This window comes from Bacillus salipaludis, from assembly GCF_030938565.1.
Classification (GTDB): domain Bacteria; phylum Bacillota; class Bacilli; order Bacillales; family Cytobacillaceae; genus Neobacillus; species Neobacillus salipaludis_A.
On sequence record NZ_JAVGVR010000001.1, the window covers coordinates 5884109 to 5900129 of the forward strand.

The 16021-nt window shown below is 38.9% G+C and carries 5 protein-coding genes; 2 read left to right on the top strand and 3 right to left on the bottom strand.

Annotated features, from left to right (window positions below; all coding sequences use genetic code 11):
* Positions 1–65: 65 nt before the first annotated feature.
* Positions 66–6635, bottom strand: a complete 6570-nt coding sequence (locus tag RCG21_RS29315) for a lamin tail domain-containing protein (protein ID WP_308914062.1) — start codon at positions 6633–6635, stop codon at positions 66–68.
* Between the two features lie 224 nt (positions 6636–6859).
* Between RCG21_RS29315 and RCG21_RS29320 the strand changes: the two genes are divergently transcribed.
* Positions 6860–8068: a HupE/UreJ family protein gene (locus RCG21_RS29320; protein ID WP_308914063.1), complete on the top strand. Its 1209-nt coding sequence runs from the start codon at positions 6860–6862 to the stop codon at positions 8066–8068.
* A 121-nt stretch (positions 8069–8189) separates the two neighbouring features.
* Here the strand turns inward: RCG21_RS29320 and RCG21_RS29325 are convergent, their stop codons facing one another.
* Positions 8190–12317, bottom strand: coding sequence for a bifunctional 2',3'-cyclic-nucleotide 2'-phosphodiesterase/3'-nucleotidase (locus RCG21_RS29325; protein WP_308914064.1), 4128 nt, complete (start codon positions 12315–12317; stop codon positions 8190–8192).
* 292 nt (positions 12318–12609) lie between these two features.
* On the opposite strand from RCG21_RS29325, the gene tagU reads away from it, so the two are divergent.
* Entirely contained in the window at positions 12610–13539 is a 930-nt protein-coding gene (gene tagU / locus RCG21_RS29330; protein WP_308914308.1) for a polyisoprenyl-teichoic acid--peptidoglycan teichoic acid transferase TagU, read from the top strand.
* A gap of 51 nt (positions 13540–13590) precedes the next feature.
* Here the strand turns inward: tagU and RCG21_RS29335 are convergent, their stop codons facing one another.
* Positions 13591–16002 (bottom strand): S8 family serine peptidase, encoded by a 2412-nt coding sequence (locus RCG21_RS29335; RefSeq protein WP_308914065.1) that lies wholly within the window; start codon positions 16000–16002, stop codon positions 13591–13593.
* Positions 16003–16021: the final 19 nt, after the last annotated feature.

A 16021-nucleotide genomic window follows, 5' to 3' on the forward strand; every position in this document is an offset into this window, starting at 1 on the left:
TATTTCTTGACAGTTTAAGGAACTTACATTTTCTACTAATTCTTTTGTATTCACCTTTATTAAATCTACTTTCCTTGGTTCCCTTTCGGTACAGTAACAGTTGCAGTTGTTCTAGTACTATTACCTGCTTTGTCCTTTGCCAGATAGGTGATCGTATAAACTCTACCCTCACCAGTACCGTTTCTTTCAGAGCGCAATTTAAATTCTGTATCTGAAGTTCCATAGTTCGCGTCCTGAATGTCGTCCTCGGTTGCATTCTTTTCGTTAACTATAATCGATTCCAGTACAACAGAATCAATTCCAGATAACGCATCCGAATACTCCAAATTCACCTTAATATTTTCTAATTTATTATTTGGTACAGATAGAATTGGCTTATCTACTGCAACCTTCAGCACAGGCGCCGTTTGGTCAACGATAAAGTTAACCGTTGTGACGTTCCCCGCCTGGTCAGTTACAGTTAATGTATAGGTTCCATCCTCGGAAACAACAACTCCTGAAGGAACGGACTTCCCATTTAATAAACCACCTTGCTCATTAAATTCAATAGCCACATCATGATTGTACAGACCCTGGTCTTTTACACCAGTGACTACAGGAGCTGTTTTATCAATCGTAAAGTGAACGGTTGTTTCATTCCCTGCTTTGTCCCTTACTACCAATGTGTAAGTTCCTTCTTCACTAACCTTTGTTCCACTATCAAAGGCTTCCCCATTTAATGTTGCTGTACCCTTATTAAAGGTAATTGTCACGTTCTTATTGTAGTAACTATTATCTGCAACACCTGTTACAGTTGGAGCTGTTTGATCAATCGTGAAGTTCACAACTGTATCATTCTTGGCATCATCCGTTACCACCAAGGTGTAATCTCCCTCAGCCGAAACCGTTGTGCCGCTTGTAAAATCCTTACCATTTAATGTTGCGGTTCCATCATCAAAGCTAATGGTTAAATCACGATTATAGTATCCATCCTCAACTCCACTAACCTTAGGGGCTGTTTTATCAATCGTGAAATCAACAGTTGTTTTGTTTCCTACTTCGTCCGTTACAACTAATGTGTATTTTCCTTCTTCACTAACAACGGTGCCGCCTTCAAATGCTATCCCATTTAATGTCGCGGTTCCTTCATTAAACGTAATCATCACATCTTGATTATAAAGCCCCTTGTCCTTAACTCCTGTTACTTTTGGAGCTGTTTGATCAATGGTAAAAATAACGGTGGTTGCATTTCCATATTCATCCGTTACTACAAGTGTGTAGGATCCATCTTCAGAAACTTTTGCACCATTAACAAAATCCTTGCCATTTAATGTAGCCGTTCCTTTATCGAAAGAAATGGTTACATCATGATTGTAAGAATGATTGTTTTCTACACCCGTTACCTCAGGAGCTTTTGCTAGTGTACCAATTAATTCTTTCGTATCACGAACACGAATCCGGTCACCTTCCGCAAACTTACCTGAAAGTCCGACTGCTTCCAATGTATCTCCTTTATGAAGAACCGGAACCGGACCGCTTTGGTTCACAATATATCCATCCGTAAATACTAATACATCACCAGAGCCATCGTTGATTACATATGAATTCTCATCGTATTGTTTTACAACTTTACCTGTTACCTTCACAAGAAGTCCTTGGTTTTCAGCTGAAGTTGCATCACCTGTTGAAACTACTTTTGGTTCAATCGGTGTACCTTTGCCAATTTTAATAACATCCATTGCATAGCTATTAAACTCGAACTCTTTGTTATTTTCATAGGTTTTAAGGTGACCGTAAATACGAACTTTGTCCCCTGCTTTTAATGTCTCGTCTGGCGTTTCTTTAAATGCCATGATTCCGCCAGTTTCATCTTGAACATAGAACGCATCGAAGAATACGCCGGCGCCGGTTGTTACCGTTCCTTCAATTACTGCTTCTTGATCGTCATCTAATTTTCTTACATCGGCAATCTTCGTAACCTTAATATCGCGATGTGCAAGCCAGTTCACAGCGTTGAGTGCTAACTCATTATTTCCTTTTGGCTCATATGACTCATCCATTTGCTTATCGTTAAAGAAGTTCATACCAGTGACAACCACACGACCCTTGTTATCGCCGATTTCATCAGAAGCGATTAATGGAATCTGCGATCCGCCTGTGCTGTCAGAAACAGCATCATACATATTGCCACCCTTAATATTACCTTGATAAGTGGTTTCATTACCTTTTGCAAGAATCGTAACATTGCCGGTTTGAGTTAACGGCTGATTATCTGGGCCTGACAAGCTTGTACCGCTGTAGTAATCAACAAACGATACTCGGTCCGTAATATAATTAGAAACAAGACCTGGGTGAACCCTTACAGCCCATGGGCTTACAGCAGGATCAGACCAGAAGTTTCCTGTCTTACTATCATCAAAGACTCCGTCGTTACCCATGCGGATTGCTGTACCAATGTCGCTTAGTAAACCATTATTAATAGATGGGTCAGAGCTATTGTTACTTTTACCAGCCATCAATAATGAGCCGCCATTTTTCACAAATTTCGCAACTGCAGCCTGTTCATCTGCTGTAAGTGCTGTTCTTGGGGCAGTCATTACTAAAACTTTTACATTGCTTAATACATCATCGGTAATTGCTGCTGTATTTTCAGTAACTGTATAGCCTTCTTTTTGAAGCTGTAATGTGAATGCTTTTAAATTGTCTTTATACGAACCGCTGTCACCTGATGTGTTTTCGTTGCCATGTTTCGCATCGATTAACACTTTAATGCCTAGCGGCTGCTTAATTTTTACTGCTAAATGATACTGAACATCCCCAATATCCAGTCCTTCTTTTGATGTTACTACTGCAATAATCTCATGATCTCCTGTTATAGGATTCGTCCATGTTGTAGATGCAGTCGAGGAACCTTTGCTTAAAATGGATGCAATATCATTTGTTCCAATGAAATGACCCTGATCTACTGAATCATAGTAAAAATCTACCTTAAGGTCATTGATTGGCTGCGTACCATTATTGGCAACCGTTGCAGTTAATTTTGAAGGGTTTCCGCCGATCACAACACCGCCGTCGATATCAATACCATTTACTTTTACATCAACCGGTTGTTCCTTTGACCAGATTGGAGCAGAATAAATTCTTTCTCCATCCGCTTGTGTAACTTTTACCACAAACCATTGCTGGCCGCTTGAAACGGTATAAGTTGGATTCCATGTAAAATCTTTTGTCATTGGTGCAATAGAATCCACTACCTTGCCGCCACTTGTAATCAGTTCAACCTTTGCAATTCTATCGTCTGATTTATAAGAGGTTGGAAGGTAGCTGTAATCTGTGCTGTTATGAGCTTCTGCCGCAGGGTCGCTTCCTTTGATATCAAACTTTAGCGTTTTGCTGTCAACGGTTGAACCCATGTAGTAGCCATTTGCTAAAACATCTAAAGTGAAGTTTGGATCTTCTTCCATGTACACACGCATATTGCGCATTGAACGCATTAATGAATCCTGGGAAAGATCATCCGCAACGATAACCGTACGTTGGTTTGTTTGACCCCAAGTTCCTTCATGGTTGTCTTCACCGTAAGTAGGGGCAACATGCCAACCTAAATCCAGCGCAGAGAAGAACTTTGCTTCAGCATTCGCATAACCATAGTGACCAGAACCATTACCAACTTCAAGCATTGTAAATAACTTATCTACATCTTTATTGTACGGCTTGAAGTTATTGAATGCATTTGCAGACATGTCAGGGTGATTAAATTGACCAACGATATCATCATAGGTCATAACCCATGCATAGTACTGATTTAAATCTTGGTATTGCTTTCCATTAATATTTCGGTCGATAAAATTGTCCGTTCCAAAAATATTTGAGTGTCCCCATGTAGTAGAAGTCATTTCAAACGCGGGAAAGACAACATATTCACCATTTTTTGTATATTCCTTTGCAAGGTCTTTCGTCATTTGCCACTGTGTTCCACCTGTACGTTCCTGCATACCTTTGTGGTCAACAGTATCTTTGCCAAGCAGATCAGGATCAATATCATGGGAGTGGTCAGAGAACGCAAACCAATCATAATGGTGGTATTTACCAACCTTTAACGCATCTTCTGGAGATCCAGCACCATCATGTGAAATGTTCGTATGGTTATGTGTTGTACCACGGTAGTGATGGCCGCCTGTGAATCGCGGAACGATTTCAAACGTCCATTCTTTTAAGCTTGTATTTCCTTTTGCATCCTTTGCTTCGACTTTCACTGTATGGGTTCCAAGGGCAAGATCTTCACCAGGAGTATATTTAACCTGTGTTTTACTAATCGCTGCATCTGGAGCCGTTATTTCCTTACCATCAAAAGTAAATTTGACGGAAGTTTCATCCACTCCGCTAGGGTCATTAATTAAAACAGAAATTTCAGGTTGAGGAGTTTCAATCTTATCTCCATTTTGTGGAGTTTCACCGCTGAATTCTGGTCCGACTGTGTCCTTAATTACTTTAACAGTATAAGGCTTATCACTTGTACCAGCTGTTTTTACCTGTTCCCCTGCTTTTGCTTCAATATAATACTCAAAGCCATTTTGAGTGATATTTGCTTTATCTAATGTTGCTGTATAGCGGCTTTCACTGCCTTTTGTCATTGGCAAAGCTGTATAACCTGTTTTGCCCGTTTCTCTGTAGTAGACAGTTACAGATTCAGCACCATCAGCATTTGCTTCAAATAATACATTGGTATCTTCATATACTTCTGTCAAAGCTGTATGCGTAATCCCTAAGATTGGCGCAATATCTTTTACATTTCGTGGATAAATTTGATATCCGGAAGTTAATTGTGTTTTATTGGTAGTATATTGAGCTAATACACCAGTTACCGTGTAGCTTTTACCTGTTACTAAATCTGTATCAGGCACAATACCTGTTGTACTCATAACCCTTAATGTTGTTGCTTTGTTGTTTTCATCTACAAAGGTTACATTGTAGTTAGGAGGAGTACTTGCAGTTGCAGATACTTTTCCTGTTACGGTTACCAGGCTACCTTCAAGCGGCTCTGCTGTCGCAAAGGTAGTTGAGTCAACAATCGACATAACCTTTGGTTCTGGAATTGGCTCACCTTCACTGATTTTATCAATGGAGGTAGTATCAAATTCTAAAAGTCCGTTGTAAACAATAACCTTACCAGTAACCCTTAATTTATCTCCTTTGGTAACCTTAAAAGGAGTTTCATAGCTTGTGCTAAAAATATTGATTCCGCCTGTAGCATCTTGTATGTAGAAGTTTTGCTTCTGCGTACCAAGAATTTGGTTATCTACAGTTGCGACACCTTCAATTGTAAAGGTCTTATTTAGATTTAGAGGCTGTCCATTGGAATCATAGGATCTTACATCTTTAATGGATGTAACCACGGATGTATCTGCTTTGGTTACGGAAACAGGAACGCTTTCCAGCATAATTCCTTTTGCAGAATTGGTGATCTGTGTTACATAAACAGTGTTCGGAGCGTTACTAATGGTTGCTGTAAAATCTCCTGATGAACCTGCTTTAATCTCTTGGCTGTTTAATTTTACGCTTGAAGATGAAGTGTTATCTGAATAAACATTAATGTTTGCATTGGCAGAGGCACTGCCTGCGTTTCCGATTAATGTACCAGTTCCATTGGAAACTGTGAAGCTAAGCTTGGTTTGATCCACTGATGCACTTTGTGTTGCAACTTTGACTTCAATTGCCGCACTCTCAGCAAGATCCGTCTGTGTTGAAGCCACAAAAACGGATGCAAGGGCTTTATCAGTTGTAAAGCTAATATTAAAGCTTCCATCTTCCCCTGCGGTAGCTGTTCCAAGTCCAGTTCCCTTGGGGGCGCTTTCATAGACCTTAACAGTTGAATTCGGTTCAGTTGCTTCTGCAGCCCCTGTTACCTTAACAGAGTTACCATTTTGTAAAAATTGAATATTATTTCCTTTTGGCTGCAAGCTAATTTGTGGAACCATAGGATCTTCGGTTGGGCTTGCAGTGTTTCTTGGTGCTGCAACAGGCCCTACATAAAAGTCTGCTGCATTATCGTCTGTATCCCATGCATTACCTTTTCCCGTTGAAGGATCTACGTTTGCATATGGGCGGCGTTGGGCACTTGATGTATTTGAAGTAGCTTTTGTTCCAGCAGAACCTTCAAAACCATTTGTAGAATTCACTCCCACAAAATCAACCGTATCTGCTGGTTTTGCTCCTGATGCTGCAGTAGTTTTATCTTTAAATAATGCAATTTTAGCACCGGAAGCACCCATTGCTATCCCACCAGATACATCTGGAGTAGGAATATCAACACCATTTGAACCTCCTGCTTCAGCAATCAAATAATAGCCATGCGATTTAATTGTTCCTGATAGCGCAATAACTGTCCATGACGTCCCGCCTGCAGAAGCATATTGGGCAGACCAATTTGTAAGATCTACATCCTGATCAGTAGGATTGTATAATTCAATAAAGTCCTTGTTGTATGGTGCCCCAGAGTTACCTCCCCCTCCATAATATTGGGAAATAACCACATGATCCGCCATATCAGCATGTGCCCTGCTAATCAAACCGCTTTGCAAAAACGTGCTGATTAGGAGTAAAACAGCCAGAAATGAGCTTGTCCAGCGCTTAAAATATTTATTTCTAAAATCCACTTTCTAACCTCCCCTTAATATAATTCTAATACTCTTTAATTCTACAAAATTTTTGGATTTTTAGATATATACTAATCAAAATTATTATATAAATATTTTGTAAATTTTTTATTAATTGTATACAAACGCAGGTAAAATGTGATTATATTAAGGTAATTTGATTTTTTATGATTTTTGGTACTTTCAGGAAATTATTTTAATATAATAATTTAGGGGGTTTTTATGTGCCTGTTTTTTTTATAAAAAAACGACAAGGTCAGACGTCTACCATATATAGATTTACCCTTGCCATTTTTTTATTCGGAGTGTTTATATCTAGTGTTTACCACCCTATGACCGTACAAGCACATGCCTATAGTGCTAGTTATACGCAAATAACAATGGATCAAAATAAAACAGATGTGATTTTTTCCATTGATACCCTATCGATTATGGAATTAATCGAAGGAATTGATAAAAACAAAGACTGGGTTCTTCAACAATCGGAAATTGACCAAGAAAAGCACCATATTGAAGAGCTGCTTACCGAGGGAATAGCCCTGGATAAAGACAACAAGGAACAGACTCCAGAACTAGAAAAGATGAAAATTATCAAAAAATCAAACAAAATATTCCTATCTATTTATCTAAAGTATCCGGGTGTTTCTCCCGGGGAAACCATTAGTTTTAATGACGGATTCTACGCAAACGACCCGGCAACCAATTATGTAAATTTAATTTCTGCAAATTATCAGGGAGAAACAAGTGAAGCGGCATTACAAGGGGATAACCGGACTTGGACAATGCTGTTAACCGAGGTTCAGAAGGAGCAGCAATCCGATAGTGGACAAGCGGTACAAGATCAAATCCAGAAAAAAACAACACCAACGGCGCATGCCCTGCCCACAACCTTAACCTGGTTTTCTTTTTTCAAGCTAGGGATGATGCATATTTTAACCGGTTACGATCATTTATTATTTCTGCTTGCCTTATTATTAAGGAAGCAAACCTTTAAACAATACGCAGCCATTGTGACCTCATTCACACTTGCACATAGTATTACGCTAACACTTTCGGTGTTAGGGGTGGTTACCCTTCCTTTAAGGTTTGTTGAAGCGGTGATTGCTTTTAGTATTTGTTATGTAGCAGCTGAGAATATTTTTAGAAAAGAAATCCGTTACCGCTGGACGATTACTTTTTTATTTGGCTTAATTCATGGACTCGGCTTTGCAACTCTTTTACGGGAAATGGCGATTCCTAAAAAGGACCTTGCTGTTGCCTTAGTGAATTTTAATCTGGGGATTGAAGCCGTTCAATTAACTATTGTTCTCTTGCTGCTACCGCTTTTAACTTATTTGTTCAAGCAGAAGATTTCGGAGAAAATTGTTCGTTATAGCTCAATAGTGATTGTGGGTTTAGGTTTCATCTGGCTAGTGCAAAGGTTGTTTTTTTAAAATACTTATAAAAAAGGTCCCTGAAGAAATATTCTTTAGGGACCTTTCTTCATATTATGGTGATCAACTTTAAAAGTATTCTCTATCGTTTCTTTTTGTTATTTTTATTTTCTCTACCATATTACCGATGAGAAACAGGATGTGCTTTTTCACTAACAATTACAGTAGTAGCCTCACTTCTGTTACCCGCGCCATCTGTTGCAACTACTTTAAGGACATTTCCTTTTGTTTGAGCAGATTTTAATGCTACTGAATATTTCCCATCTTGCCCAGTCGTTGCACTGCCAAGAACTCCTTTATTACTGGAAACAGTGATAATAGATCCTGCTTCGGCTGTTCCGGTTATCTTTTTATCAGCATTCTCTACATCATCTACAACCGGTTTATTAGGAGGAGTTACATCTTTAACGATAACTGATGTTCCTGCACTTACATTTAATGCCTTATCAGTTGCAGTTACGAGCAACTCAGATCCAGCCTTTTGGACCGGAATGTTTACTGTATAGCATCCATTATCTGTTGCAACAGCAGAACCAATTACCGTTCCATTTGCTTTAACCTCAACTTTTGCACCAGCTTCAGTCGTACCTGTTACTTTTGTTGATTGATCATTCACTTCATTCACATCTGGAGCATCTGGAGCTACAGTATCTAGCATAATTCTTCCTTCAATTTTCGCACTAACCGGCTGTGGCAATGATTTAAAATAGTCAACAAAAGCATCTAAATCAACCTTATTTGTTACACGGTTTTTACCAGACTTTAGGATTGTAAATCCGTCTCCGCCGTCTGCCATGAAGTTATTCACAGTGATCGTGTATTCTCCTGCAGGATCAATCTTCGATCCATTTGGCAGATAGATATCAAGGACTTTTTGTCCATATGGTAATTTGTCAGACCAAGTGTAACGTAATCCTGAGATTGCCATAATTTTATTATAGCTTGGCGGTGCTTGGAATTGTTGATTTAATAATGTTCTTAATTGGTCTCCAGTAATGGTCATCGTAACTAAATCATTACCGAATGGCTGAACTTTGAACAAATCACCCCAAGTAATCGTTCCCTTTGGAAGCGGATTACGAATACCGCCAGAATTCATGAATCCAAAATCAGTACCAGTCGTTGCTTTCATTCCGTCTGCAATAAGGTTACCTAGTGCAGACTCTCCACTTTCATTTGCAGTGTTACTTATAACATCTGCTGTTTCACCAACCACTTGACCTGTAATTGGTTTGATATCTTCTTGATAGCCATCAAGCTCCGCTTTGATGTGCGCATCAGGAGTAATCTTGCTGTGAAGTGTGTCAACTACTTCTGCCTTTTCAAACACAATATCTTGTGTGATCGGATCAATGGTTAAATCAATATCCGAAAAAGCCGTTCCATAAGACCAGGATTGGACTAAAAGCTTTCCACTTACTGTAGTGTTTAAATATTTATGGTCGTGTGCACCATAAATCACATCCACGGAAGGGTCAATATCTTTTGCCATATCGACAACTTTCCCAGTTGCATTTGAGCCATCTGTATTAGATGTACCAGGATCATGGGCAAGAACTACAATGGTTTTAACTCCTTGAATTGTTAATTCTTTTGCATATTTATTAATAGCTTCTACTTCATCCGTAAATTTGACACCTGATACACCACTAGGAGTTACGATCGTTGGTGTTTCAGTCGTGACAACGCCAATAAATCCAATCTTAACGCCATCCACTTCCTTTAATACATATGGAGGTAAAATAGGTTCATTTGTCTTTTCATCCACCACGTTTGCAACTACATAGTCCATCGTTGAACCAGTAAACTTGCCATACTTTTCTTCATATTTCTCTGTTTTAGGATTGCTGCCGCCATAGATTAAACGCTTCATTTCAGCAACGCCCTCATCAAATTCATGGTTACCGATTGTACCTACATCAAAGCCAAGTTCATTCATAAAACGAATGGTAGGCTCGTCTTGTAATAGAGCAGACACTGGAGGGCTTGCCCCAACAAGGTCACCGGCTTGAAGCATTAGGGTATTAGCAGGATTAGTAGCTTCTCTTTGTTTCAAATAAGCTGCTAGATATTCTATACCGCCTGAGTAATCTACCACTTTTCCAGTTGAATCTTTGATTGTTCTCCAAGTATCAAGCTGGCCATGGAAGTCGTTGATACCTAATAATTGAACATGAACGTTTTGATCCAGAGCGAACTGTTCAAAGCCAGAACCATCGGGATTAGCTCCAATGTCTTTAATATTTTGTGACGCAGCAGCAAATGGCTTAGCATCTGGTGATGAATTAAAGACGAGCTTGGCAACACCGCCAACAGGAGCGAACTTCCAATTGTTATCGGCCGAAGGATTCACTGTTCCTTGGTTTGCAATATAGTTAATTAATACCTGGCGGCTTTCATCTGGTGAATCGACCACTACTTTTCCAATTCCACCCTTAAGACCCGGGAAGTTCCCCCCGCCACCAGCACGGTAGTTATTTGTTGCAACAATAAATTTTTGATCATCCTGAACTGGAGTACCGTCAGGCATGGTTAAATTTTTAATCCGGTGTGAATCAGAGTTAATAAGATTACCATCTTTGTCATATCTAGGCTTTTGCGTAATATCAATTTGATACTTAACACCGTCGATGACATCGAAATTGTAGGATGGGAAAATATCATTTACGACATTTTGAGGTTCAGTTTTATTAGGATCGACTGTATTAAACTGTCCTGCTGACATTTCCAGCCATTCCCTCACTGTTTCTCCAGTTACTTCCACTGCTTTTAATGTATTTGGATAGAGATATAAGTCATTGGCACTTTTAATTGAGAGTTCGCCTGCTGGAATATTCGTATAGTAGGAAGGGCCGCTTCTGCCTCCGGCTTTAAACGGTGCACCAGCAGATAAGACAGGAATATCTGCTAATTCCGGGTTTTTAGAAGCAATCCACTTTTTAACATAATCTGTTTGCGCATTGTTAACGATTTGGATAGTCGGATCATCTTGCACTTGAGCAAAAAAGCTGTACATCGGAGCAGAGGTAGTGCCGATTTTCCCACGCACATACTCAAGAGTTCCTTCGTGAACATCTTTTACAGCTTCAACGATTTCTTGATCAGGTCCATCAACGGTGGCCACTTTTGTTTTGTCTGCAAGGGTTTTCGTAAGCGGTCTTAATGCAGCCTTAGAGTCTGTTACTGTCCATTTTCCGTCTACTTTTTGTAAATCAAGGTCCATAACCCCTAGGTTATTACCCCAGAATCCAGCTTCCATTGCCGGAACATTATTAATATGTCCATTTACATTATCAATTGTGTCGTTATTGTTAAATTGAGCGTCGCCAGGGAAGTTTACATGCGCATGCCCGAAAAGAAGAGCATCAATTCCTGCTACCTTGGCTAAACCATATACAGCATTTTCAGCTTTTTCTTGATCAGCTTGTGAAACATCACAACCGGAGTGGGCAATCGCAACAATAATATCAGCGCCATCCGCCTTCATTTTTGGGATAAATTCCTGAGCAGTCTTTACGATATCCTTTGCAATGACATTGCCTTCGAGATTATCTTTATCCCATTGCATAATCTGCGGAGGAGCAAAACCAATGACACCCACTTTGATGGTTTGTTCTTCCCCGTTCTGGTCCTTAACCACTTTGTTAATAATTTTATAAGGAGTAAAGTAGTTTTGATCGTTTGTCGGATCACTATCATGATCGTCTTTGTAAATGTTAGCGTTTACAAAATTGTAAGGGACATGTTTCAATGCAGTATTTAAGAAATCTAAACCATAATTAAATTCGTGGTTTCCAGGAATACCAGCATCGTAATTTAGTAGAGACATAGCTTTGAAAACAGGGTGGACTTCGTCCGCTGTTAATTTCTTAACCTTAGCCACATAATCAGCCATTGGATTTCCCTGAAGCAAGTCTCCTGCGTCAAATAACATGGAGTTTTGTGCATATGTAGGACTAGTTTGATCGTCAGGATTTATTTTTTCTGCTCTTGCTGCTTTGATTAACTGTGCTGTACGGTCCAGTCCATACTCAATTGTAGGCGCATCTTTGTAGTAATCATAATCCATTACATTGTCATGCAAATCTGTAGTTTCTAGGAAACGTAGTTTTACTGTACTCTCAGAAATTCCTGCTGCTTTAGCTGAGTGTGGAAAAATATTCAATGGAACCATTGTAAGAGCAAGTGCAGTTGCTAGAGAACTGTTTAACAGCCGTCTCTTCATGTTTCTTTTTATCTTTCTCTTCACACATCTTCCGCCCTTCGACATAAAATTTTGTATTGCAAGATTATTCTACTAGGATTTTTGGTAGATTAATAGGGTTTATTTCTATTTTTACAAAAGTTTTACTGAAGATTAATTTGAGAAAATAAAAGTAGCACAAGCGATAAGTTGAGGTTATGACCGGTATTATTAAAAAAAAGATTCCAACATATCCAAACAGGTTTTTCTACATCTTTTTCAAATATTTGTATAAAAATTCGCCAAAATCTGCTATTCTATTATTTGTGCTTTAATATAAAATATTGGAGGTTTAATGATGCGAGCTACTGAAAAGAAGAAGAAAAGAAGATGGCTCCGCGTTACTGGAATTGTCTTAGTCTTGCTTTTATTTGGAATTGGTGCTTATGCATTTTCTGTATATAAATCATTAACGAATGCGGTTGAAACGATGCATCAGCCAATAGATCGAACGAAATCAGATAAACGTGCTGAACAAGTCTCACTAACAAATAAACAACCCTTTAGCGTGCTTATGTTAGGGGTCGACCAACGAAAAGGCGATAAAGGTCGTTCTGATACTATAATTGTATTAGCAGTTAATCCAAATAACAAATCAGTAGAAATGCTAAGTATCCCGCGTGATACTCGGACTGAAATTGTCGGTCATGGTACAGTGGATAAAATCAACCATGCATATGCATTTGGTAATGAAGAAATGTCGATGAATACAGTTGAAAACTTCTTAGATATTCCAATTGATTATTATGTGAAGGTAAACATGGAAGGGTTCAAAGATATTGTTGATGCTGTAGGTGGTATAACAGTTAATAATGATATAGACTTTACTCAGGATGGGTATCGTTTCTCTAAGGGGCAAGTAACATTAGATGGTAAAAAAGCACTTGCTTTTACTAGAATGCGACATGAAGACCCACGAGGAGATTTTGGCCGCCAGTTACGTCAGCGTGAAATCATACAAGGTGTTCTAAGAGAAGGTGCAAGCCTCTCCTCGCTTGCAAAATACCAAAGCATTTTTTCCGCGCTTGGAAATAATGTACGAACCAATCTGACCTTTGATCAAATAAAGGATATTCAAAAGAATTACCGGGCTGCTGCCAATAATGTTCAACAAATGAGCATTAAAGGGAACGGTGCGATGATTAATCATATCTACTATTATATTGTTCCGGATGCTGAAAAGCAGAGAATTCAAAAAGAGTTAAAAGCGCAATTGGAATTAAAATAGAGATAAAAAAACGAGGGCCAACTTTGTGAAGGAGCCCTCGTTTTTTTATACTTAATTGATATGAATATTTCCTGTAAAGTATTGCTGTAACCCATATTTGTCTTCAATTGAGATTTTAAATTGATAATCTCCAGTATCCATAAGATTGTTGTCGTTATTTGTACCATCCCACAGAAACGATTGGTCACCGGGGTTTTCAACCAAATTATTTTTAATAGATTTTATCAATGTTCCCCCTTGAGTAACCTCAATCGACACATTTCCTGTTTTACTTAACGTGTAATCCACGGGCTTTAATTCCTGTAATGTTGAATAAACATCCTTTTCTGATTGGATAGTTGGAACACGCCGATCCTTTAAATCAAACCATTCGCTTTGAATGGTTGAGGAATTCCCAGCCAAATCTTTCATTTGAACAAGATAACGATACCTTCCTTCGGTAGCAAATTGTTTTTTAGCATCTTGTCCATTCCAGTTAACAGTTGCAGATTTGAATTGTTTAATCGATAATTCCTTAATGGTTGTTCCTTTTTCATTCGTGACCAAGACACGAACTTTTGCGGTTTCCATCATCTGTAGATTCATTGTATTTCTGCTTTTTGTATCCATATTAAAGATATTTGAAGACAGAACAATTTTTCCGGAAGGACGAACTGTGTCTACTCGAATTGGAACACTTTTCGTTTTTCCTTTTTTATTATAAGTATCAATTAAAGACAGATTCAGCTTATAGGTGGAATCTTTAACACTTTGCCCTTTTGTATTTTTCCCATCCCAAGCAATGGAATACTTTCCAGCAGCCAATGGCTTGTTTATCATGATATTCTTAATGATCTTGCCAGATTGATCGGTTACGTTAGCAGAAACCTTTGCTTTTTGTGTTAACTGATAAGGAATTTTAATCGCTTTGCTTACTTTCGGTGAAAACGGATATTCTCCTGATACCAAAATAGCCGCATAGGTATGATTAACGACTTTCATTATTTCAATCTTAGAGATAGACGCTCGATTATTTGCGGCTTTTATAACTACTTTATAAGTACCGGAGTGAACAAATTTCTTATTTACTGATTTCCCATCCCAATATGCTGAAACTTTTCCAGATGCGATTTTATTATTTAATATGGTATTGACTGTTTTCCCACTTGAATCTTTAATCGAGATCGTAAGTTTAACCTCACCAGGCAGCTTCAAAGAAAAAGCTGCTTTGTTTTTTCCCGTCATTGTATAGGTTTTCGGAGTATTAATGGTCGCAGTGGATGAAGGAGTATTCGACATAGCTTTGTATGCATCAATCCTGCCATATCCATAGTAGTCATCCCTTCCCTTTGGTCCTAGATCAATCGTTGAATGCCTAAGAATATTTTCAACCTGCTTCGGACTTAAAAATGGATTTTTGGAAAGAACCAGTGCGGCGACTCCTGATACAACGGGCGCTGCCATCGATGTACCAGATAAATACGCGTAGGAACCTCCATTAATGGATGAATAAATATTGCTCCCTGGAGCAGTGAAGTCAATAAAACTTCCCTTATTTGAATAAATGGCTCGATGATCAAAACTATTGGTTGCCCCCACTCCCACGACAGCCTTAAACGCCGCTGGATACGTCTTTGTAAAAGTGCCATCATTTCCAGCAGCAGCCACAAGAATCACGCCTTTGGATTTTGCATAGTTTGTATAATAGTCTAAAAGGGAGCTGTAATAAGGGCTTCCCAAGCTCATATTGATCACGTCTGCATGGTGGTCGACCGCGTATTTAATCCCGAGGGCAACAGCGTAATCACTTGCCTCATCCCCATTAAACACATTAATCGGCATAATTTTTACATTTGGAGCAATCCCCGCAATCCCAGAATTATTGAAGCTCGCTGCAATAATTCCGGCAACATGTGTCGAATGTTCATGAGGAGTATAACGCGTTCCTCCTGTTACGGCATTATACGGGCTGACGATTTTCCCTTTCAGTTCAGGATGGTCCTGCTGCACCCCATCATCAATCACAGCGACTGTTATATGGGGCGATCCTTTTGTAATGTCCCATGCTTTAGGCATTTGAATTTTATTTAAATACCATTGTTTTTGAAAGTTTGGTTCTTGCGGAATATATGTACTTTTCACCTTGTAGTTTGGCTCTGCCCAAATAATCTGTTTTTTTCCTAATAATATTTGGGCCATTTTAGTTAAATCTGTACCTTTGGGAACTTTGACAAAAGAAAAGTCGCCATGCTCCAAATGGGTATCTTCTGTTGCATTAACTGATTTTAGAACCGAGTTTCTTTCTATTTTAGAAAGGTTGGAGCTGAATTTTACGATTAGTTCCTGGTCATTGAAGGCATTTGTTTCAATACCGGCTAAGTTTTTTGATAAAGCGGGCTCGACATCCGCCCCTTCAGCAGAGACAGCTGCTCCAAACCATGACATACAAATCATCATAAGTCCCAATGACCATATATATTTCAACTATTTCTCCTCCCAATTA

Bases quoted from the DNA above. Each gene is read 5' to 3' on its own strand.
- tagU (WP_308914308.1), top strand. From the start codon at position 12,610: ATGCGAGCTACTGAAAAGAAGAAGAAAAGAAGATGGCTCCGCGTTACT.